Source organism: Streptomyces sp. Isolate_45, from assembly GCF_024721315.2.
In the GTDB taxonomy this organism is placed as follows: domain Bacteria; phylum Actinomycetota; class Actinomycetes; order Streptomycetales; family Streptomycetaceae; genus Streptomyces.
On sequence record NZ_JANFAK020000041.1, the window covers coordinates 1 to 20523 of the forward strand.

General features: G+C 69.4%; 18 protein-coding genes and 2 pseudogenes. 13 read left to right on the top strand and 7 right to left on the bottom strand.

The features are described from left to right. Window positions 1-386: 386 nt before the first annotated feature. On the bottom strand, window positions 387-1502 hold the full coding sequence (locus NOD94_RS15790; RefSeq protein ID WP_281206557.1) for a helix-turn-helix domain-containing protein: 1116 nt from the start codon (window positions 1500-1502) through the stop codon (window positions 387-389). Window positions 1503-2817: 1315 nt separating this feature from the next. Between NOD94_RS15790 and NOD94_RS15795 the strand changes: the two genes are divergently transcribed. The 3 genes from NOD94_RS15795 to NOD94_RS15805 all read left to right on the top strand — a co-directional run bounded on the left by NOD94_RS15795 (window position 2818) and on the right by NOD94_RS15805 (window position 7918). Then, entirely contained in the window at window positions 2818-3948 is a 1131-nt protein-coding gene (locus NOD94_RS15795) for a polysaccharide lyase (protein WP_281206558.1), read from the top strand. A 535-nt stretch (window positions 3949-4483) separates the two neighbouring features. After that, window positions 4484-5680, top strand: coding sequence for an RNA polymerase sigma factor (locus tag NOD94_RS15800; RefSeq protein ID WP_281206559.1), 1197 nt, complete (start codon window positions 4484-4486; stop codon window positions 5678-5680). Between the two features lie 1566 nt (window positions 5681-7246). After that, the gene (locus NOD94_RS15805) at window positions 7247-7918 is read left to right on the top strand and encodes an FHA domain-containing protein (RefSeq protein ID WP_348652332.1); all 672 of its coding nucleotides are present in this window, start codon (window positions 7247-7249) and stop codon (window positions 7916-7918) included. On the opposite strand, the gene NOD94_RS15810 is transcribed toward NOD94_RS15805, so the two are convergent. Further along, on the bottom strand, window positions 7899-8231 hold the full coding sequence (locus tag NOD94_RS15810; protein ID WP_281206561.1) for a hypothetical protein: 333 nt from the start codon (window positions 8229-8231) through the stop codon (window positions 7899-7901). The genes NOD94_RS15805 and NOD94_RS15810 overlap by 20 nt on opposite strands. Window positions 8232-8303: 72 nt before the next feature. On the opposite strand from NOD94_RS15810, the gene NOD94_RS15815 reads away from it, so the two are divergent. The 6 genes and pseudogenes from NOD94_RS15815 to NOD94_RS15840 all read left to right on the top strand — a co-directional run bounded on the left by NOD94_RS15815 (window position 8304) and on the right by NOD94_RS15840 (window position 12219). Further along, window positions 8304-8912 carry a transposase family protein gene (locus tag NOD94_RS15815; protein ID WP_281206562.1) on the top strand — a complete coding sequence of 203 codons (609 nt, stop codon included), beginning with the start codon at window positions 8304-8306 and terminating at the stop codon, window positions 8910-8912. 197 nt (window positions 8913-9109) lie between these two features. Continuing rightward, on the top strand, window positions 9110-9328 hold the full coding sequence (locus NOD94_RS15820; RefSeq protein ID WP_281206563.1) for a hypothetical protein: 219 nt from the start codon (window positions 9110-9112) through the stop codon (window positions 9326-9328). A gap of 360 nt (window positions 9329-9688) precedes the next feature. Further along, window positions 9689-10261, top strand: a complete 573-nt coding sequence (locus NOD94_RS15825) for a GNAT family protein (RefSeq protein WP_281206564.1) — start codon at window positions 9689-9691, stop codon at window positions 10259-10261. 176 nt (window positions 10262-10437) lie between these two features. Further along, window positions 10438-10562, top strand: a pseudogene (locus NOD94_RS41415) (transposase); the annotation flags it as partial. Between the two features lie 49 nt (window positions 10563-10611). Continuing rightward, window positions 10612-11598 carry an IS701 family transposase gene (locus NOD94_RS15835; protein ID WP_348652333.1) on the top strand — a complete coding sequence of 329 codons (987 nt, stop codon included), beginning with the start codon at window positions 10612-10614 and terminating at the stop codon, window positions 11596-11598. 231 nt (window positions 11599-11829) lie between these two features. Then, complete coding sequence (locus NOD94_RS15840; RefSeq protein ID WP_185296817.1) at window positions 11830-12219, top strand: hypothetical protein; 390 nt, start codon at window positions 11830-11832, stop codon at window positions 12217-12219. Between the two features lie 618 nt (window positions 12220-12837). On the opposite strand, the gene NOD94_RS15845 is transcribed toward NOD94_RS15840, so the two are convergent. Then, a complete protein-coding gene (locus NOD94_RS15845) occupies window positions 12838-13482 on the bottom strand; it encodes a hypothetical protein (protein WP_281206566.1) in 645 nt (214 codons plus the stop codon). Window positions 13483-13676: 194 nt separating this feature from the next. Between NOD94_RS15845 and NOD94_RS15850 the strand changes: the two genes are divergently transcribed. After that, a complete protein-coding gene (locus NOD94_RS15850; RefSeq protein WP_281206568.1) occupies window positions 13677-14363 on the top strand; it encodes an HAD-IA family hydrolase in 687 nt (228 codons plus the stop codon). Between the two features lie 186 nt (window positions 14364-14549). Here NOD94_RS15850 and NOD94_RS15855 read toward each other — a convergent pair whose 3' ends face one another. From NOD94_RS15855 to NOD94_RS15865, 3 genes are all read right to left on the bottom strand, one after another. Continuing rightward, on the bottom strand, window positions 14550-15203 hold the full coding sequence (locus NOD94_RS15855) for a CBS domain-containing protein (protein WP_281206569.1): 654 nt from the start codon (window positions 15201-15203) through the stop codon (window positions 14550-14552). Continuing rightward, window positions 15167-15421 carry a hypothetical protein gene (locus tag NOD94_RS15860; RefSeq protein ID WP_281206570.1) on the bottom strand — a complete coding sequence of 85 codons (255 nt, stop codon included), beginning with the start codon at window positions 15419-15421 and terminating at the stop codon, window positions 15167-15169. Before NOD94_RS15860 ends, NOD94_RS15855 begins: the two co-directional genes overlap by 37 nt. Before the next feature lie 95 nt (window positions 15422-15516). After that, complete coding sequence (locus NOD94_RS15865; RefSeq protein WP_281206571.1) at window positions 15517-16938, bottom strand: MBL fold metallo-hydrolase; 1422 nt, start codon at window positions 16936-16938, stop codon at window positions 15517-15519. Window positions 16939-17116: 178 nt separating this feature from the next. On the opposite strand from NOD94_RS15865, the gene NOD94_RS15870 reads away from it, so the two are divergent. Further along, entirely contained in the window at window positions 17117-18193 is a 1077-nt protein-coding gene (locus NOD94_RS15870; RefSeq protein ID WP_281206572.1) for a zinc-dependent alcohol dehydrogenase family protein, read from the top strand. 5 nt (window positions 18194-18198) lie between these two features. Further along, a complete protein-coding gene (locus tag NOD94_RS15875) occupies window positions 18199-18885 on the top strand; it encodes a pyridoxamine 5'-phosphate oxidase family protein (RefSeq protein ID WP_281206573.1) in 687 nt (228 codons plus the stop codon). 97 nt (window positions 18886-18982) lie between these two features. On the opposite strand, the pseudogene NOD94_RS15880 reads toward NOD94_RS15875, so the two are convergent. After that, window positions 18983-19443: pseudogene (locus NOD94_RS15880) on the bottom strand (histidine kinase); the annotation flags it as partial. Between the two features lie 275 nt (window positions 19444-19718). Here NOD94_RS15880 and ppk2 point away from each other — a divergent pair. Continuing rightward, window positions 19719-20513, top strand: a complete 795-nt coding sequence (ppk2, locus tag NOD94_RS15885) for a polyphosphate kinase 2 (RefSeq protein ID WP_281206574.1) — start codon at window positions 19719-19721, stop codon at window positions 20511-20513. Window positions 20514-20523 lie beyond the last annotated feature (10 nt).

Sequence of the window (20523 nt, forward strand, 5' to 3'; positions counted from 1 at the left end):
CAAGCTTATATGTGGTTTTGTTGTAGTGTGGTGTTTTTTTTTTTTTGGGGGGGTGGGGGGGGGTGTGGGGGTGGGGTTGGGGGGGGCGGGGGGGCCGGGGGGGGGGGGGGCGGGCCCCCCCCCCACCCCTGCTGAGGGCACCTACCCCGGGGCAGCACATGTCCCAGCCAGGGCCGGCGAGCAGGAACCGATCGAGGCCGGCCGACCGCGACCGTCCCGTGCGTGGACTGCGGCTTGGCGAACTCGCGCAGTTCGGGTCCGGTGTCGAGCAGGGGCTTGTCAAATGCGGCCTTACCAGCCACAGAGCTTTTCCGGCTTGGATGAAATCGGTTGTAACGGGGAGGGACAGCCGGTTCCTTGGGCCGGGGGGCGTTGTCGCCCGGGGTCTACAGCCCGTTGACCCGTGCCATTCGTGCCACGTCCTCCGGCGGGTGGAACTTTGCCGGCACGGCACGGCCCCTGTGGGGCAACCGGGAGCGCGGGCGCTCGACCTTGGCCATGAGGCGCCTACTGCGCAGGGCCAGCTCCAACTCGAAGCGGGTTCGAGGGTTGCGGAGATCGGGGCCGAAAAGCTTGGTCAGTTGCCGCATGCGGTATCGGACGGTCTGGGGATGCACGCTCAGGGCCCTCGCGGCCCCGGGTGCGCCTCCGCCCTCCAACCAGGCCAGCAGAGTTTCTTCGAGTCGTGCTCTCTGACCAGGCGTGAGGTCCGCCAGTGGCCGCAGCCGGTGTGCGGCGAACGCGTGGGCAAGGTGTTCGTCCTGGAGCAGCATCATGGTCGAAAGGTGGTCGTCGACGAACACTGTGCCCGCGTCCGGGTCGGACGCGATGGGGATGAGGGAGAGCAAGCGCCCGGCCCAGCGCTGGGAGGAGGCCGTGTCGCGGGGTGGGACCGGGTGCCCGACGACGGCGTCCCAACCGTGCAGCGCGCTTTCCAGTGTGGTGCGGGCCTCCGGGTCGGGTGTGGGGACCAGCAGGCAAGGCTGCCCGCACACCAGGCCGAGCAGGGCGTCACCCAGGACGGCCGCCAGTTGCTGGGTCTCACCGGGCGAGGTCAGGACGATGGCCCGGACGTAGTCGGGCAGGGGCCAGTGGGCCGCCTCGGCCAATTCGTGCAAGGCCGTCTCGCACACGGGCGTGTCAGATGTGAGAGCGGTGAGGAGCTCTTGGCGAGCACGGTCGGGCCCTGTTTCGCGTCCCTGGACGGTGACCGCCCGGAGGGGAGCCAACGGGTCGCTGTCGAGCGCGTGCCGTCGTCGAGGATTCCCTTCGTCCTTGCGCGTGACCGAGGGTTCGCGGTAACCGAGGGTGGTGAGAAGGGCCGCCTCCACGTGCTGTCTGACGACGTCGTGGTCGATGCCCTCGATGTGAGTGGGGAAACCGGGGATGCCGGTGCGCAGTTCCCCCACGATCGCCGCGGCCAGTGCGGGTAGCTCCGTTCGCAGGGACTGGGCCCACTCGCCGCGTGGGTGGGCCCACCTGCGGTTCAGCAGTTTGGACATGGTTACCTCGCCTCCATGGTGCGGGCCCTTTCCCAACATGGGGAGTTGAGCGCCTTGTACTCCCTCCAGGAGAGCGCCAAGTACCTACGGACCCGCCACATTGCCTGATCTTTACCTTTGGGGAGGTGCGGCGGCGGATTCGGGGGTGAACCTTGACACGTCGGGAGAGGCCTTCCTCCCGGGCGGGCGGGCGGGCGCGCGGGCGGGGCGAGGTCGTACAGCGTTGGGAGAAGCCCGAGCGGCCGGGCCACGTGCACGGCTGCGCCGCCGCCAGGACCTCCGCCCCGTCCGGTGTCCGGGCCGGCTCCCGCGGCGGGGCGCCTCGGTGGGGGAGCCGGGGCCGGGGGGAGGCTTGTTTGCGAAGGGTGGTCGAGCAGATGGGTGTCGGGCCGTCTCCGGTGGGGTCGGCGAGATCGTCCGGGCGGCGCATCCGGTCTCTGCCGGCTTCATGCGCCGCAGGACGGTCCGAGGCCCTGAGCCCGGGAGGCACTGCCCTTGCGCGGCGCGATATCTGAGCGCAAGCTCCCTACTCCCTCCTCGCACCGTATCCAAGCCGCTTGGGTACCTGAGGCGTGCGGTCTGCCGCGTCCTCACTTCGGCGACCGTGAACGGCGCACTTTCGGCGTGCTTCAGTGAAGGGCGCGTGGCTGGCGCGCCGGGCACGTCGGGCATTCCGGATTCGTTTGTTCGTCCTGATCGGCCCGGATCCTGGAGGCGGAGAAATCTCCGAAACGGGACCGCCTCCATGGGGGCGGTCCTGTTGTCTCCGGCGCATCGGCTGCGATGATCGGCGTCGCTCCCATCCCGCTCGTGGTACAGGCGCACGAGTTCAACAGCCGCCCAGCGTAGGGCCGTCGTCGCGTGATGGCAGGTCTTGCCCATGGTTGGCCCGAATCTTCAGCCCCGTCCCATCCGGCGGCCGCCTGGTTCGGCTGTTCGCCGCCGACTTGTCACGCCCATGAGTAGTGGTTGCCTGCGGTGCTGCGAGAGTGCACACTTGCGCGAATTCCGGTTGGTATGGCGTGGCGATTCCGCGATGGATGCGACGCGCTCGGCAGGACGTTCGAGTACCCGCCTCCTCGCGGGCGGGTGCGCAAGCGTTGCAAGCGGATCTCGCGCTTCCGTGCGCACTTGACTGACCCGCCCACTGAAGCGGTCATGTGCTTACATGTGCGATGATGTCGGTTTCTGATCGATTGCAATCTGTCGTGCGTGGCCGCCGCGCCGGGCGGCAGGTCGTGTCCCTTCGTTTCTGCGACCACTGGTTGTCACGCCGTGGTTCACCTCTCATCCCCCTCCAACTCAAGGACGGTTCATGTTCCAGCGCTACAGCCACAGACGTCGGGTCGGGGCAGCCTTGGCGGCCGTGTTGGTGGTGGGGCTCGGGGCGACCGAGGCCATGGCCGACCGTGCGCTGACTCCCGTCCCCTTCAAGGACGGGTTCGAGTCCGGAGACACCACCGCATTCCCGCGCAAGGGCATAGACGGCACCGGCGTCGTGGACGTCAAGGCTGCGCCCGGTGGGCGTGGCGGCAAGGCCGTCCGGTTCGCCATGCCCGATGACGGGAAGTCCTACCGCACCGAGATAGCCACAGCGCGTGTCCCCTACGGCAGCTACCGGTACACCTTCGCCAACTACCTGCCCAGCGACTGGCTGCGATACGACGCACAGACCATCGTCTCCCAGTGGCACGGCGGGTCAGGTACCTACCCCGCGGTCGTTCTCGCCGTCAAGGGTGACCGCTGGATGATGATCGTCCACTGGAAGACCGGTTCCGAGAAGGTGGATGAGAGCAAGAAGCCGGCGCACGAAGTCAAGTACGACCTCGGCCCTGTTCGGTTCGGACACTGGAACCAGTGGTCCTTCGACATCACCTGGTCCACCGCCACCACCACCGGCTCCATCACCGCCCGGCTCAATGGGGCCGAGGTGGGATCACACCGGGGCCCCAACAGCTATCACCAGGACACCGCCCCGTACCACAAGATCGGTCTGTACCGGCCCAACTGGCAGGCCTCCAAGGGGCACAAGGCGGGTGGCACACCGGCCGTGGTGAATTACTACGACGACGTCACCATCACCGCCATCTCCCCGGGAGCAGCCGTACCACCGCCGGCCACACCCTCCGCGAACGCCGCGGCTACTTCGGCACCCGACCTGCCCGGCTCATCGTCATCCCCCTCGGCGCAGGCATCCACGTCGGCTCCGGCAACGGGACCGGGCACGTCCGGCTCGATACCTGACGCTGCGGAGGGCATCCCCATGGACACCGGCACGGACAAGGACACCGACAACGACGCCAAACCCCTGGCCGAGACCGGTGCCTCCAGCCGAACCCCGATCATCCTTGCCATCGGCAGCGGCCTGCTTGCCGCCGGCCTTCTCCTCTTCCTCCGCGGCCGCGCCAGGGTGGCACGGCTCCTGGTCGTCGACCGGAGGAGGTAAGCGAACCGGGTGCGGGCGAGCCGGTCCGATCGTGAGCGCACGGCTTCCGCCGCCCGACCGGGCGGGAGCGCCGGGTGTCCCAGGGTTGGTCCGACCCTTCTCGCAGAGGGATCCATACCGCTCGCGGACGGATCCGAGTCCGGCGTTAGGCCTTGACGGTCGCGAAGGGGCATCGAGGACGCGGGCCCCGTGGCAGCGGGGCCGGCGATCGGACCGGCGCCTCCCAGTCATGTCCCTGGTGTCTGGACACGTCCTCGCGCGCCACTGTCCGCGAGGACGAACTCTGCCCAAGCCCCTTGGTAGCGCCATCGCGCTACCCCGCACCACCAACAACCCATCGAGTGATCGGCTACCGCGGCGAGGGACCGCTTTCCTCGGGAGCTGCCTTGCGGGGTATCAGCAAGCCACACTGGAGCACGCGTTGAACACATTGGGTACTGCCCGTCAGCAGGACCTTCGAAGCCTGAGTGACGGGGAGTTGTGCGCCCTGCTGCGTGGGCACACGTCGGAATCCGACGCCGCCGTTGACGATGTAATGGCCGAGGTGTTCGCCCGTCACCATTCCTCGGTGCTCGCCTACGCCCGTACGTGCTGCCGGGACCTACCCACCGCCCAGGACCTCGCCGCCGAGGCCTTCGCCCGTACCTACCGGGCCGTCGTATGGGGCGCCGGGCCCGAGTGCGCCTGGAGACCGTACCTGCTGACCTGTGTTCGCCACCTTGCGGTCGCATGGACGCGGGAGGGTGCCCGTATGCGGATGTCCGACGACTTCGTGGAATGGGCCGCGCACATCACGGATGACCAGGACGTCGAGGAGGCCGTCTTCTCGGCGGAAGAGGGGTCGCTGGTCCTGCGGGCCTACAAGTCGCTGCCTGAGCGCTGGCGGGCCGTGCTGTGGCACGCCGTCGTCGAGAACGAGCCGGCCGCCGAGACCGCCGGTCGCCTCGGAATATCGGCGGGAGGCGTCGGTTCCCTGGTGGCGCGTGCGCGAGAAGGCCTGCGCGAGGCCTACCTGCGCGCCCACCTGGACCAGAGCGCGAGCGACGAGTGCAGGCACTACGGCGTGCAGATCGCCGCCACACTCCGGCGGCCGGGCAAGCGCCGCACCCGGGACCTGGACCGACACCTCCGCGCATGCCACGACTGCGCACGCGCCGAGCGCGACCTGCGCGACCTCAACGGCCGTCTGGGGGCACTGCTACTGGGCGGAATCCTGCTCTGGAAGCCCGCCGCCTTCCTGGCGACCCTGGGTGAGAATGGCGCCCATCTCGCCGCGGGAACGCTGAACGGGGCCCAGCTCGCCGGAGCCATGAAATGCGCCGTCGCGGTCGCCGTGGCGGGAGCAGCGGTTACCGCCGTGGTCGCCCTGCTGCCGGCCGAGGCCGAAAACAACGGTTCCGACCGACCCGCCGCACCCGCCAGGACGCATTCGGCCCCCGGTTCCACCCCGAGCGGTCCGATCGTGACGGCGACACCGGCCGTGGTCACCGGCACCACATCTGGCACCGCCCCCGCTTCACCCACCAGAGCCCCGCGCCCCTCCAAGTCCGCACCGACCACCGAGTCGCCGACGCCGACGCCGACGCCGACGCCGACGTCGACCCCGACCCTGACCTCGACCGCGCCGGCTCACGACGGCAGACGTCGGAGTTCCGATTCGGGCAGCGCAGTCCCGTCCCCCGAGCCGGAAACCGGTGGCACCGGGCTCGGGGCGGGCGTGTGGGACTGGTAGGGGCGGCGCAGCACCGTGCGGACAGCAGTGCGCTTCCTGGCCGGCGAGTGCAGCACGGAGCCGGTACACGAAGACGGGTTCGACTCGCTCGGCATCGATGAGAACGGGTCAGTGTGCGAGCACAGACGCGTCCAGGCCCGCTGGGTGGCGTACTGGATCACACGGGGAGCAAGGGGTGTCCCGGGCTCCCGCTGAAGAGGTGGGGGGCAGGCTGGGTCAGCGGCCTGCGTCGTGGCCGGTAATGGCCGAGGGAGGGAATGTAGTGAGTGGTGGGCGTTGTCCGGGTTGTGGCTCTGTGGGTGCCGGCTGCGGGTGTGTGGATGGTGGGGGTTTCGACCCCATGCGTATCCGTCCGTACGTGACGTTCACCGACCCCTGCGGGACGGATGCCACGGTGTCCCTTCCTCCGGTTCTGGGGGCGGTGACACCCCCACCGGATGACACCCAGCGGTACCGGGTGCCCGCACCACTGGAGGACCAACCTTGGCCGGACGCCATGGAGCCCGTCCCGCACGCCGCCGACACGAGTCGGCTCCAGTCGGTTCCCGGGCTGCCTGCCCCGAGACCGGGCGGGCAGACGGCGCGCCCGGCCGGGGCGGGCCGTCCCCGCAAGGAGATTGTCGGCCGGACTTCCCGGCGGTCGGCGGCGCCGCTGCTCGCTGCCGCCACGGTGATCGCGGTCGGCGGGACGGCCATGGCGTTGTTGACGCCGAATTCATCCGGCAATGACATCATGATTCCGGAAATCGGACTGTCTGCTCCTGCGGCGAGCACGCTCGCTCCCGTGCCCTCCCCGACACTTTCCGCCGAAGCTTCCGGCCATTCGCCGTCCGCTTCGGCTTCCGGCTCTTCGTCACCGAGCCTTTCCCGCACGTCCCCGTCCCCCTCGTCCGCCTCATCCCTTCCGGCGTCACCGTCTACTTCGCTGAGCCCGTCCCCGGGCGTGGATCGTCTCCCCAGCCACAAGCCGCCGCCCTCGCCGCCGCCGATCCTCAGGTTCGGCGACTCGGGCCCCGAGGTGGAGGGGCTGCAGGGACTGCTTGCCAGGAAAGGCCTCTACAAGGGCAAAATCCACGGCCGATTCGACCGGGGAGTCAGGCAAGCTCTGTCAAAGTTCCAGCTCGCCCTAGGGGTTGAGGACGACGGATGGGGTACCTACGGGCCGGCGACCCGTCGAGCGCTGGAGGAATAGGGACCACAATTCCGGAGTCCCCTCGGCATGGACCGTCCGAGTGAAGAAGTCCTGAATCAAGACCTGGTCGGATGACCCAAGGAGAAGGGAGAAGTGGCGCCATGCCAACCTGTCCGAACGGGCACCAGTCCGCCTACGAGCACTGGTGCGAGGCCTGCTGCTACCCTCCGGCGGCCGCCCCGAGCACTCCCGCCTCGCCGGCCCTCGGCGGCGGCCATCCCACGGCCGGTGAGCCGACCGCGCCTGCAGGAACGTGTCCGCAATGCTGGACTCCGCGCGAGGGCATGGCTCCGTTCTGCGTGGTGTGTCGGTGCACCTTTCAGACGCGGTCGCCGGCTCCGTACACCCCGGACGCGCCAAAGCCGGGCACGACGGTGGGCAACCCGAACGTGAACATCCCACCGCCACAGTTCCCGTCGGCCTTCTCACAGGCCCCCTTCGAATACCACGGCTCACAGCCGTCTTGGGTGGAGCGGTCGGCCGAGCCGCTCGGCAACCATGACAGCCGACTGCTCCCACAGCCCGGGCCCGAACAGCAGTCGTATGCCCAGCAGCACCTTCATCAGGAGTACCAGCAGCCCTCACTGCATCGGCAGCAACAGGAATACGCGGCCCGATGTCAGGTCCCATCCCACGTCGGCGGCGTCTGGAGCGCGACGGTCGGCCCCGACAGCTCGTACTACATGTCGATGATGCGGCGAAGTGGCCCGGAGGCGGCCGGGTTGAATCTGCCCGCCGATTTCCCCGAGCGGCACCTCGCGCTCTCCGGCGGACAGATCACCATTGGTCGCCGGCGCGCATCCCGGGGCGATCAACCGGACATCGACCTCTCGGTGTCTCCCGAAGACCCCGGCGTCTCCCACCAGCACGCGATGCTTGTCCAGCGCCCCGACGGAAGCTGGTCCGTGATGGACCAGAACTCCACCAACGGCACCACCATCAACGGCGGCGAGGAACCGATCCAGCCGTACGTTCCGATCCCCCTCGGCGACGGCGACCAGATCCATGTCGGCGCCTGGACCACCATCACCGTCCGTCACGGTTAGAGAGGAGCATGGCGCGTTCAAGCGCCACCACCTCCTCGCCGAAGCCCGCCGCAACCTCTCCTGCGTCCTGCGCGGCGTATCCCGGCACGAAATCGAGCACGCTGGGGATGTCGATCCGGGCGATGCTGATACGGCCCGTTGAGTGCTGCACATGGCGGCGATGCGTGCTGCGGCCGCCGTCGAGCGGGGCGGGAGGGACCTGCGTGACGAGCTCGTGGCGGCGCGTGCCGGCTGCCGCCCAGCGGCTGTAGCGCTCGGCGTGCGGATTCAGGTGAAATGACTGGTGCTCCGCATCCGTTCGCCGGCTCTGCACCGTCCGGGAAGAACCGTGTATCAGCCCCGCCGTCCCGCACACTCCTTACGTGCGGAAGCAGCATTCGTCCAGATGAGGAAACAACACTGCGAACTTCAGGCCGAGTTGATCACGGACCTCGCCGGATATGCGCATATCGCACCAACGAGCCGAACCGCGGGAAGCAACACCTTGATTCTCTGCGAGCCCTTACGAACTCGTGCATGGTTGGCGGTGCGACGCTGGATCGTGATCCCTGATCATGTTCGTGTGGTGGGGAACCGGACTCGTGGAGCGATCATCAGCGATCGGAGGATCACAGGGCTGTCGGCCGGTGTGATCGCCGAATTCGTCGCCGAGGTGGGTCCGTTATGGCACGAACGGCACCGGGCGAGACTGGAGTCCAGGCCACGCCGGCGGGCCGTCGGTGCCGGCGCAAAACACCATCTGCTCTTCATCGACCGGCTCCTGGCCACGCTCGTCCACCTTCGCCACGGTGCCACTCACGACGTACCGGCCTGCTGGTTCGGCGTTGACCGCTCCACGATCACCCGGGCGATCGGCGAGGTGCAGCCCTGCCCGCAGCACGCGCCTGCACCATCGTGGCCGGCATCCGCTTCCGCACCCTTGCCGAGGTCATCGACGACCTCGGCGCCGGCGGGCAGACCGGGATCATCGACGGGACCGAGATTCGGTCCATAGGTCGGCCGTCGGTCGCAAGGACCGGGAGAAGTTCATCTCCGGCAGGAACAAGCAGAACGCGGTCTAGGCCAAGGTCCTCACCGACGCCGGCGGCAGGATCCTGTTCTGCGGTCCAGCCCAGCCGGCAAGCTGTGCCGACATCACCCACACCCGGCAGTTGGGCCTGGTCAAGCACCTGACTGGCAGCCCAGGCCGCCGTGGAGATCCTTGCCGACGCCGGCTACCAGGGCCTGGGTGCCCAGACCGGCGGCCGCGTGGTGACACCACCGCACCGCGAGTTCAAGAAGAACCCGCCGGACTGGTACGAGGAGATCCACGAGCGCGAGCGCCGGCGCAAGGCGTACTCTTCACGCAGGATTGGTCGGCATCGGCTGCGTCGATCCAGTTGGGAAGCGTGGCGCCGAGGCGATTGGTGAGTATCTCGCCGAAGTCGCGGACGTGTTCGGCGGTCTGTTCCAGTTCGGGTCTGAACCAGAGCCGCCTGCCCGATGTCCGGTCCGGACGAGGGCGGAGGACCGGCGAGAGTGCCGTCGGTGATGCCGGCAGGCCCGGTGAAGTGGACGGCGTACCCCATCCGTCCGGGATCCGGTACAGGACGCGGCTGGTCGGCGTTCCGAGGGTGCGCCAGTACGGCCGCCGTTTGCTCGCCATTTCGGCACGGTAGCGCGGACTCACCGCCCATGCGGTGCGTCCGGCGTCACCGGGGACGTATGCGCCCCCGAGCGTGCGGATAAACGGATGGCGGGGGGTGAGCGTGACGCGGCAGGATGCTCCGCATGACATTGCCCACCCCCGAGCTGCAAACCGCCCGGTTGCGACTGCGGCGGTTCACCGACGCCGACGCGGCACCGATCTACGCGCTGCACAGCAGTGCACACGTGCTGCGTTACTGGGACTCCCCGCCGTGGACCGAACCGGCCCGCGCCCAGCGCTTCATCGCGACCTGCCGGACGATCGAGGAGGAAGGCGCGGGAGCGCGGGTGGCCGTCGACCGTGTCTCCGACGGTGCGTTCATCGGCTGGTGCGGCCTGACCAGCTGGAACCCGGACTTCCGCAGTGCGTCCCTGGGCTACGTTTTCGATGCCACCGCGTGGGGGCACGGCTACGCCACGGAGACCGCGGACGCCGTCCTGCGGTGGGCGTTCGAGACCCTGGACCTGAACCGCGTCCAGGCCGAGACCGACACCCGCAACGTGGCGTCCGCCCGGGTCCTGGAGAAGCTCGGCTTCGTCCGCGAAGGCACCCTCCGCGAGGACTGCGTCGTCAACGGCGACGTCTCCGACTCCTGGGTCTTCGGCCTCCTCCGCCGTGAGTGGCGCCCGACGGCCACGCCGACGGCCGGCCGCTAGTAGGACTCCGTTAGGTCCTCCGGTTCGGGCTGCTCCTGGGCGGGCAGGCCGGATGTGTGGATACGCGTGAAGTGGAGCGTGTAGGCGCCGAGTTGGCGTCGTATGTGGCTGACGTGTTCGCCTCTCAGAGGCCCAAGGACCAGCGGGCCAAGAGCGACTGTTACCTGCGGGGACTGATGCCGGAGGGCCGTCGCAAGTCGATCCAGGCCATGGCCGCTCGGCTGCCGGACGGCAACGGCAGAACCCGCAGCAGTTCGTGAACCAGTCCACCTGGGATCCGGTGCCGGTGCAGCGTCGGATTTGCGAACGCATGCTGCCGCTCATCGCTCCGACGGCGTGGGTGATCGACGATGTGTCGCTGCCCAAGGACGGGAGAATGTCGGTGGGAGTGGCCCCGCAGTACTGCGGGGGCCCTGGGCAAACGCGCAAACTGCCAGGTCGCGGTCAGCGTCCATGCCGCAACCGACACCGCCTCATGCCCACTGCAGTGGAGGCTGTTCCTGCCTCGGCCATGGGAAGCGGACAACGATCGCAGGAGGTCCGCCCGCGTTCCGTCCGAGGTCACACACCGTGAGAAATGGCGGTTGGCCCCGGACATGCTCGACACGCCGGCCGAGTGGGACATGAGGCCTCCGGTCGTGGTGGCGGACGCCGCCTACGGCACCAACGCACACTTCCGGGCGGCGCTCACCGACCGCGGAATCCACTACGTCCTGGCCGTCCGAGCGGACGTGAGTGCCCATCCGCTCGACACCGAGCCCGAGGCGCCGCCCCGCAAAGGACCGGTCGGCTGCCGGCCCCAGCCTCGCTACCGACACCCCGCGCCGTCGGTGGCGGCCCTGGCCGCAGGTCTCGGGCCGGAGGCATTCACCATCGTCGCTTGGCGTCAGGGAACCCGAGGTCGGCTGAAGTCCCGCTTCACCGCTGCGCGCGTCCGGCCCGCCGGCAAGGCCGTCGAGCGTCCGATCGAAGCCGTCGCTTCCTCCGATCAAGGCTGGTGGGACGGGGTCCTGCCTGACTGCCGGCTGCTGGTCGAATGGCCGGACGGCGCTGCAGCCCCCACCGACCACTGGCTCTCCAGCCTGCCTGCCGACACTCCGATCACCGAGCTGGTGCGGTTGGCGAAGGTCCGCCGGCGCATTGAACACGACTACCGAGAACTCAAGCACGGCCTGGGTCTGGACCACTTCGAGGGACGGTCCTGGCCGGGCCGGCACCACCACGTCACCCTCGTGGCTGCAGCCCAGGCATTCCTCACCGAACAGCGACTGGCCCCAAAAGTCCCAGGACCGGCCTCACTCTCTACCAGACCCTCGATGCCCTCCAGAGCATCCTGAGGTGCTGGGACCGGCATCTGCACCACCTGCCACCAACCCCTCCCCATCAGGCCGGGCTCGACCCAAAGATCAAGAACGACCTGACGGAGTCCTACTAGCCCACCGCCCGGCACGCGCCGGCGCCTCCACCTGGACAGTCGTCGTAGCCGGCCCGGCTCCCGCCTCGGCTACCGTGTTCCTCTACGGGGTGCCATAACGGATGTGACGCCCCCCACCGGAGGTAGTCAGCGTATGAGTTCAAAGCGCAGCAAGAATCCAGCCCTGCCCGTACTCGACGACGCATACCGACTCGCGTCGGTCAAGGACGCCGAAGAGTCCACCCGTGACTTGGCCGCGCGGCTGGCGACCACGGAGCTGCGCCGCGTTTCCCACCCGGGCCGGGTCACCTGGGAGCCCACCGATCAGGCCGAGCCCGTACCGGTCCCGCCGACTGTGGTCGACGGTGACGGGGACCTGTGGCTGCGGGACCGGGGCACTGGCACCTGGACCATGCCCGAGTTCAACCCGAAGGAGTTCCCGGCCCGCTGTGGCGAGGTTCTGACATGGAACCAGCTTGCCCGCGAGTTCGGCCCGCTTACCGCACTGGCCGACGACCGCCGCATCGGCGGCGGCCGGCGCTGACCGCGCAGCCTTCTGGGATGACCGCGCCCCTGAAGCGCCTGTGACGGGTAGCCGGGAGCTCCAGCTCACCGCCGAGCTCGACGATGGCGGCGAGCTGGAGCCGGGCTCGGACAGAGCGATGCGGGCGACATGTGGCCGGCGCTGGCACGCCTTCACGCCGCACACCGCGACCCGGTCGGCCGCCTCGTGCCGTTCGAGCGACCGGAGGCGCTGCTGTTCCTCACCAAGCCGGACGGCCTCCTCTTCACCGCACGGGTGGAGCTGTCCGGGATGGAGACGATGAGCCACCTCCACGAGCTCATCCGCACGGTCACCCACGGCGTCACCACGGAACTGGGCTACGCGGGGCCAGGGGTCGCATTGGAGGTCCTGGTCGGCAAGCGCCACGAACTCGCCCTGCACCCGGCCTGTGTCGACGGCCTCACCCGGCTCATGCGCCACGCCCCGGCACCATCGTGGCCCGCAGCACGCCCGGGGGCGGTCGGTGCTTCCACTGCGACGGCACCGGGCTTGCCCGCCCGCTGTGGGAGCCGGCCGCCGGGCAAACCTGATCCGCCGGGCAAGCCTTGGGGAGCCTGGGCAAGCCACCCGCAAGGGCGGCTTGCACAGGGGGCCGGGTTACGACTTCGCGGCGGCGACGGTCTCCAGGACGACGAGCTGCTCCGGGTCGACCGGGACGTCGGCCTGGCGCAGCGAGCGGAGCGTGGTGCCGTCGGCGCACAGCCTGCACAACCCGGCCAGAGGGAACGGGGTGGCGCCGATGAGGGTGTGCGAGGAGGAGCTGCCGTAGACGGTCCGGTAGCAGCCGGGGCACGGCAGGCAGTCATCGACTCCGTCCCCGGCCGGCGCGTCCGGGCCGAGCGGCGGCACGATCCGCAGGAGGTTCTCCCCGGCCTCGGCCCACTGTGCCATCGGCCGCTCCGCGGACCGCTCGAAGACGACGTCGTCGCCGTCCGGGCCTTCGCTGGTACGGATCCGGGCCGGCGTTCCGACGCCTTCCTCGGGGTGGTTCGGGAGGAACGCCAGGACGGTCTTGGCGCCGGGCTCCTCGGTGACGCTGTAGACGTGCCCGCGCCCGGCCTTCATGGCCGTGCCCATCTCGTTCAGGCCCTGGCCGTCGTCGTCGTTGCGCAGGCGCAGCTGCCACGAGGCCGGGGCCCCGTCGATCTCGGCGGGGGAGGAGGTGATGAGGATGCCGTTGTGATCCGTGCACGGTCCGATCGGTCTGCTGAACCCACAACCGCTGCCCGGCCGCTCAGGCACGCCACAGGCCCGCTCCACCCGTTCAGCACACCTGGGCAAGCCCCCCCGGCCGGGAGGTGTGATTGGTCGAGGTGGTCGTCACCAGGCGCACCCCACGATCTGCGCGTTCGCCCCCCGGGGGTCGCGCCAACTGTCACCAGCCAAGGCTTGTCCCGCACACTGCGTGCTCAGGGCCTGATGGCATGATCTGAGGCGTGATCAACGAACGCGGCCGTCCCGGTGCGAAGCGGTATGTCCTGTTTGATGTCGATGGCACGTTGATGGATGCCGTGGACAATCAGCGCCTGGTCTGGCGCACGTGGGCAGAGCGGTACGGACTCGACCCTGATGAGGTCTACCGAGTGGCGCTGCGGACGAGGCCGACGGAGACGTTCGCGCAGGTTGCCCCGGACCGGGACCCTCAGGAGTGCTTGGCCGCACTGCATGAGCTGGAGGACGAGGACGTCCGGGCCGGCTCGTATTCGGCCTTCGACGGTGCCTCGGAACTGCTGAACGCCTTGGAACCCGGGGGCTGGGCCCTCGTGACCTCGAACTACGAGCACCGGGTACGTGGACGGTTCGCACGGACGGGCTTGCCGGTCCCGAAGGTTGTCGTGGATGCGGCCGCCGTGGCGGACGGCAAGCCGTCGCCGGTGCCGTATCTGCAGGCGGCCGCACAACTCGGTGCCGAACCGGAAGACTGCCTGGTCATCGAGGATGCCCCCTCCGGGGTGCAGTCCGGGCTGCGCGCCGGGATGACGGTGTGGGGCGTCAACACCCTCGCGGCAGTCGATGGCGTGCATCGTCACTTCGGCAGTCTGTGGGAGGCGGCCCCGGAGATCCTTGCCTTCGCGTCCGGGGCCCGTCCTGACCGGCTGGAGGGCTCAGCCACGGTGGAGTGATCTTGCTGTGGCTGGTGTGATCACGGCGTCGGAGCCGTCCTGGCCGGCGCTCGCCCGATACCGACCGCCTGTGCTGGTCCGTCGTACAGGGACTGCGTAGGCATGCCGTCGGGGCCAACGCTGAAGTGCGGTGGCCCCGACGGTGTTTACCGTCTGTGGGCCTCACTTGTCCCTGTGAGTTCGAGCTCACGGCGAGGTGGGCGCCTCCAGCCGGCAGTGGACCTGTACGACGCCTTCGACGGAGTGGGTGAGGCGTGCGGCCATTCCGATCAGATGGCTGTCCCTGACTTGGCCGGTCAGAGTGGCGATGCCTTCCGTGACGGTGACCTTGACGGCCTTGTGGGAGAGGGGGAAGAGGCGGTCGACGACGGTGCGGCGGATCTCGGTGGCGAGCTCTTCGTCGGTGCGTAGGAACACCTTGAGGAGGTCGGCTCGGCTGACAATGCCCTTGAGGGTGCCGTCGGCGTCGACGACCGGGAGGCGCTTGATGTGCCGGTCGGCCATGAGGCGGGCGGCCTGAGGGAGCGTGGAGTCGGGGCGGATCGTGATTGCCGGGGTGGTCATCATGCTCTCGGCCCGTGTGGAGCCGGCCTTGGCGGTGTCGCCGAGGCGGCGCATCTGCTCGATCAGGCCGGGGCGGTGCTCGTGGAACTCCTCCTTGGGTAGGAGATCGGCCTCGGAGACCACGCCGACGACGTGGCCCTCGCCCTCGATGACGGGTAGGGCGGTCACCTTCCACCGCTCCATCGCGGTGGCGATGTCCTTGAAGCCGGTCGAGGGGGTGACGGCGACGACCTTGGTGGTCATGACGTCTGCGACGGTGTAAGGGGTGGAGGGCATGGCGGGTTCCTCAGCGTGCGTAGGCGAGCGGGTTGCCGCTGCCGCAAGGGGCGAACAGGTTCCACGGTGCCGCACTGGATGATCCAGAACTTCTCGGCCCGTCGGTGTTCGTTGAAGACGCGACTGCCGGCCGGGAAGGTCACCTGGTGGGAGCGGGCGAGCAGGGCTTCGCGGGCTTCCGGTGCCAGCGCTTCGATGATGGTGTGCATGGTGCTCATGGAGTGCCTCCAACCCTTTGCATCCACCCTGCGGGGTGGGCCACCACGTCCGGGAGGTCCGCGCGGTGCACACCGCCGGGGCCGTCCGGCCCGAGTCAGCGGACCAGGACGGCTTCCCCGGACTTGGGTACGACGGTCGTCCAGCCCAGTTCGTCATCGATCCTGTCGCGCAGTGTTTCGGAGGCGGTCTCCTCGCCGTGGACGAGGTACGTGGTCCGCGGGGCGGGGGCTGCGCGCAGCCAGTCGATGATCTGGTCGGCGTCGGCGTGCGCGGAGAAGTGCGGTACGTCGGCGACCTCGGCGCGTACGGGGATGTACTCGCCGAACATCTTGAGCGTGCGGGCGCCGTCCACGAGGTCGCGCGAGCGGGTGCCGGCGGCGGCGAAGCCGACGATGACCACGGCGTTGCGAGGGTCGGGCAGGATCCGGTGGAGATGGTGCAGGACGCGGCCGCCGGTCGCCATGCCGGCGGACGAGACGATGATTGCCGGACCGGTGGTGTTGTTGATGTCGATCGATTCCTGGACGGTCCGGGCGGCTAGGAAGGGCTCCGGGCTGATCGCCGCCTCGCCCCGGGCAAGGATCTCGGGGCGCAGCTCGGGGGAGTGGGTCCGTACGGCGTCGCGGTAGACGTCCAGTGCGGCCAGGGCCATGGGGCTGTCGACGTAGACGGGTACGTGACGGGGCAGGGTGCCGTCGTCGCGCAGGGTGGCCAGCTCGTGCAGGACGACCTCGGTGCGGTCGATCGCGAAGGCCGGTATGACCACCGTTCCGCCACGGGACAGGGTCCGCGTGATCACCGAGGCGAATTCCCGGCGGGCGCTTTCGTGGTCGTGGCGGCGGTTGCCGTACGTCGATTCCATCAGAAGGACGTCGGCGCCGGAGAACGGCTCGGGCGGCAGGAGGAGCGGGTGGCCGGGGCGGCCGAGGTCGCCGCTGACGGCGAGGGTGTGGCCGTCTTCCAGGGTCAGGTGTGCCCAGGCGGAGCCGAGGATGTGCCCGGCGTGGTGCAGCATCAGCTTCGTGCCGGCCATGATCTCGATCTCGCTGCCCACCGGTACCGGGTCGAAGTACTTGATCGTCCGGTCGACGTCATCGTCGTCGTAGAGCGGCCTGGCGGGGCGGTGTGTGGACCAGCCGTGCTGGTTGGCGTGCTCGGCGGCTTCCATCTGGAGGCGGGCGCTGTCGCGGAGCACGATCTCGGCGAGCCGGGCGGTGTGGGCGCTGGTGAGGATGGGGCCGCGGAAGCCGTGCCGGACCAGTCGCGGCAGGTAGCCGCAGTGGTCCAGGTGGGCGTGTGTCACGACGACCGCATGGATGTCCGAGGCGTCGCAGGGCAGCCTGTCCCAGTTGTGGCGGCGCAGGTCCGCGACACCCTGGAAGAGTCCGCAGTCGACGAGGATCCGGGCGTGGTCGCTCTCGACCAAGAACTTGCTGCCGGTGACGGTTCGCACTCCGCCGAGGAACCTCAGCAGAGCCGGGCGGCCGGAAGCAGGGGAAGGGGCTGACTGGGACATGGCAGCAGCCCTCCTTTCGGAACGGATGCCGGTCTCCACCGTCGCACCGCAACGCCCTGTCCGCCGGGGACCTACCGGTCCCGGGTAGGGGCCGACCGGCCCATGCGGGAGGTAGCGGCACGGGCACAGCCTGGCGGTGTCCCCCCTCCCGCACAGCACATGGAGAGAAGGCCTCGCCATGAGGGCACTCGTCTTCCACGGGCCCGGACAGACCTCCTGGCAGGACGTCCCGGACCCCTCCGTCAAGGACGCCGCCGACGCGATCGTCCGGGTCGACGTCGTCACCATCTGCGGCACCGACCTGCACATCATCAAGGGCGACGTCCCCGAAGTGACGCCCGGCCGGATTCTCGGGCACGAGGCCGTCGGAACCGTGGTCGAGGTCGGCGGTGACGTCCGCAGCGTCCGCCCCGGTGACCGCGTCCTGATCTCCTGTATCTCAGCGTGCGGCCGCTGCCGGTTCTGCCGTGAAGGGCGCTACGGCCAGTGCCGCGGGGGCGGCGGCTGGGTCCTGGGCCACACCATCGACGGCACCCAGGCCGAATACGTGCGCGTCCCGTTCGCCGACCTCTCCGTCCACCCGCTGCCCAGCGCCCTGGCCGGCCATGAGGCCGTACTGCTCGCCGACATCTTCCCGACCTCCTACGAGGTCGGCGTGCTCAACGGAAACGTGCGCCCGGGCGATACGGTCGTCGTGGTCGGTGCCGGCCCCATCGGCCTGGCCGCGATCGCCACAGCACAGCTCTACAGCCCCGCTCGTATCATCGCCGTCGACCTCGCCGCGTCCCGGCTCGCCGCCGCGCGCGACCTCGGCGCCGATGCCACCGCGAGCGCGGACGAGGAGCCCGAGCGGCTGGTGGAGGACCTGACCGATGGACTCGGCGCGGACGTGGTCATCGAGGCGGTCGGCGTGCCCGAGGCCTTCGAGATGTGCACCCGCATGGTCCGCCCGGGCGGCCGAGTGGCCAACATCGGGGTGCACGGCAAGCCCGCCGTCCTCCACCTCGAGGACCTGTGGATCAAGGACGTGACCATCACCACCGGTCTCGTCGACACCCACTCCACGCCCATGCTGCTGCGCATGATGGCTGCCGGCCGCCTGCCCGGGGCCGCGATGGTCACCCACCGCTTCGAGCTGGACCGGATGGAAGAGGCCTACGACGTCTTTTCGTGCGCCGGCGACACCGGCGCCCTCAAGGTCGTGCTCGGCGGACCGCAGCACGACACGGTCGCCGTACCACCCCAGGAGCAGTGAGTGCCGTGAAGAGCACACCGAGCATGCACCCCCAGCAGTCCAGCGGGATGACCGGACGCACCGACCTGGGCCGCCGCCTGGCTGCTCGCCGCGAAGCCCTCGGTCTGAGCCGCGACGAACTCGGCCGGCGGTGCGGTGCCGACGCCACGTACATCGCCTACCTGGAGGAGCACGCCGCCAGTCCCGCAATCGGCACCCTTGTCCGGGTGGCCGACGCCCTCGGCCTCACCGTGGACGACCTGACCGGCGGCAACGCCCACCGTGTTGCCGGCCGATCCACCGCCCGGCGCGACAGTACGCTCGTGCCACTGGACGAGACCGAATGCCGGCGGCTGCTGAACACCCACGGGGTGGGCCGCATCGCGATCTTCACTCCCGAAGGCCCGGCCGTCCTCCCCGTCAACTACCTGATCACAGGCCCCGACATCGCCTTCCGCACCTCCGTCGAAGCCGTCACTGCCAGAGCCGCCGGCACCGAGGTGGCCTTCGAGATCGACAACATCGACGACGTGACCGCCACGGGTTGGAGCGTGCTGGCCGTGGGCGAACTGGCAGCGGTCACGGACCCGGACGGGATTCACCACCTCAGTGCCACGGCCCGCTCCCAGCCCTGGGCCGGCGGCCCGCGCACTCAGTGGATGAAGCTCACCCCCGCCCGCATCACCGGCCGTCGCGTGGAGCACGGCTCATGAACGAACTACGCGCGGTCATCTTCGACACCGACGGAGTGCTCCTCGCCACGGCCAACCGCCATGCGGCTGCCTGGAAGGAGGCATCCGACGGCTGCCTCCGGAGGGCGATGAGCTCCAGCACCGCCGGACGGGAACTGCCCGACAGCAGAATCTCGGTGATCTCTGCATTGGCCTTGAGCCACCGCTGCTGGCGCTGCGACGCCTCGTACAGCCGCGCGTTGTCGATCGCCACGCCCGCCGCCACCCAGAGGGTGGAGATCACAGTCTCGGGCCGTGACCGGCCGGCAGGGGACCGACTTCGGCGACGGCCTCCTCGTCGAGCCCCACGGTCAGGAACTGCGACAGAGTGCGGCCGTCGGGGCCGATGACCCCGAGCGCCCCGTAGTCGGCGTCCACGAGCAGGGCCGCGGCCTCCACGATCCGCCGCAGCACCTGGGCCGGATCCAGCTCCCGGCCCACCGAGACGACCGCCTCCAGGAGGCTGTGCACCCGGTCCCGGGTGCCGCGCACGGCGTCGATGCGTACTTGGAGCTCGTCGAGCAGCTCGTCCAGCCGCATCCGGGGCACTTGCGTCAACGGATCCCCCACACTCACGTGATTCCCCTTCACCGCCCGCCCCGTTCGGAGCCGGCGTATCGGCGAGGCCGGGCCCGAGGAGGCCTCCACCGCGGTCGATACGGAATGGGGAGTGGGCGCCCGGTGACAGCTGTCGGTGAAGTCCGGGCCAACACCTCGACACACCTGTGCGACGCGCGAGGCACCCTTGCGCGCGGGCGCGTGCCGTGACCGACTTGCTCGCATCACTGGACGGCGAGAGGGACGGTGCGGCGGCGATGAGCCTCAAGAAGGCGGTCTACGAGAGAGAACTGCTGCGGCTCCAGACGGAGCTGGTCAAGCTCCAGGAGTGGACTCGTGCGGAAGGCGCCCGCTTGGTCGTCGTCTTCGAGGGGCGGGACGCCGCGGGCAAAGGGGGCACGATCAAGCGCGTCGCAGAGCACCTCAATCCCCGCGTCGCACGCATCGCGGCGCTGCCCACGCCGACGGAGCGGGAGCGTACCCAGTGGTACTTCCAGCGGTACGTCGAGCATCTGCCCGCCGCCGGCGAGATCGTCCTCTTCGACCGCAGCTGGTACAACCGCGCCGGAGTGGAGCACGTCATGGGCTTCTGTACGCCCGTCGAGCACCAGCGCTTCCTGCGCCAGTGCCCGGTTTTCGAGCGGATGCTGATCGAGGACGGGATCCTGCTCCGCAAGTACTGGTTCTCCGTCAGCGACGCGGTGCAGGAGCAGCGGTTCCGGCGCCGGGCGGATGACCCGCTGCGCCGGTGGAAACTCTCCCCGATGGATCTGGAGTCCCTCACCCGCTGGGAGGCGTACTCGAGGGCCAAGGACGAGATGCTGGTCCACACGGATACGGCTGATGCCCCGTGGTACGTGGTCGAGAGCGACGACAAGCGCAGCGCGCGGCTCAACATGATGGCCCACTTGCTGTCTTCGGTTCCCTACGCGGACGTGGCCCCACCGTCGCTGACCTTGCCTCCGAGGCCGCCGTCCACGGGCTACGAGCGTCCGTCCAAGGAACTGCAGACCGCCGTACCCGACCACGCGGCTACCCTCGGGAGGGACTGAACGGTCGATG

Excerpts from the sequence above, each read along its gene's own strand:
- NOD94_RS15800 (WP_281206559.1), top strand. The coding sequence starts at position 4,484 with ATGGCCGAGGTGTTCGCCCGTCACCATTCCTCGGTGCTCGCCTACGCC.
- NOD94_RS15855 (WP_281206569.1), bottom strand. The coding sequence starts at position 15,203 with ATGCCCTCCACCCCTTACACCGTCGCAGACGTCATGACCACCAAGGTC.
- NOD94_RS15835 (WP_348652333.1), top strand. The coding sequence starts at position 10,612 with ATGTGTCGCTGCCCAAGGACGGGAGAATGTCGGTGGGAGTGGCCCCGC.
- NOD94_RS15795 (WP_281206558.1), top strand. The coding sequence starts at position 2,818 with ATGTTCCAGCGCTACAGCCACAGACGTCGGGTCGGGGCAGCCTTGGCG.
- NOD94_RS15840 (WP_185296817.1), top strand. The coding sequence starts at position 11,830 with ATGAGTTCAAAGCGCAGCAAGAATCCAGCCCTGCCCGTACTCGACGAC.
- NOD94_RS15815 (WP_281206562.1), top strand. The coding sequence starts at position 8,304 with ATGAGGAAACAACACTGCGAACTTCAGGCCGAGTTGATCACGGACCTC.
- ppk2 (WP_281206574.1), top strand. The coding sequence starts at position 19,719 with ATGAGCCTCAAGAAGGCGGTCTACGAGAGAGAACTGCTGCGGCTCCAG.
- NOD94_RS15790 (WP_281206557.1), bottom strand. The coding sequence starts at position 1,502 with ATGTCCAAACTGCTGAACCGCAGGTGGGCCCACCCACGCGGCGAGTGG.
- NOD94_RS15825 (WP_281206564.1), top strand. The coding sequence starts at position 9,689 with ATGACATTGCCCACCCCCGAGCTGCAAACCGCCCGGTTGCGACTGCGG.
- NOD94_RS15865 (WP_281206571.1), bottom strand. The coding sequence starts at position 16,938 with ATGTCCCAGTCAGCCCCTTCCCCTGCTTCCGGCCGCCCGGCTCTGCTG.
- NOD94_RS15860 (WP_281206570.1), bottom strand. The coding sequence starts at position 15,421 with ATGAGCACCATGCACACCATCATCGAAGCGCTGGCACCGGAAGCCCGC.
- NOD94_RS15870 (WP_281206572.1), top strand. The coding sequence starts at position 17,117 with ATGAGGGCACTCGTCTTCCACGGGCCCGGACAGACCTCCTGGCAGGAC.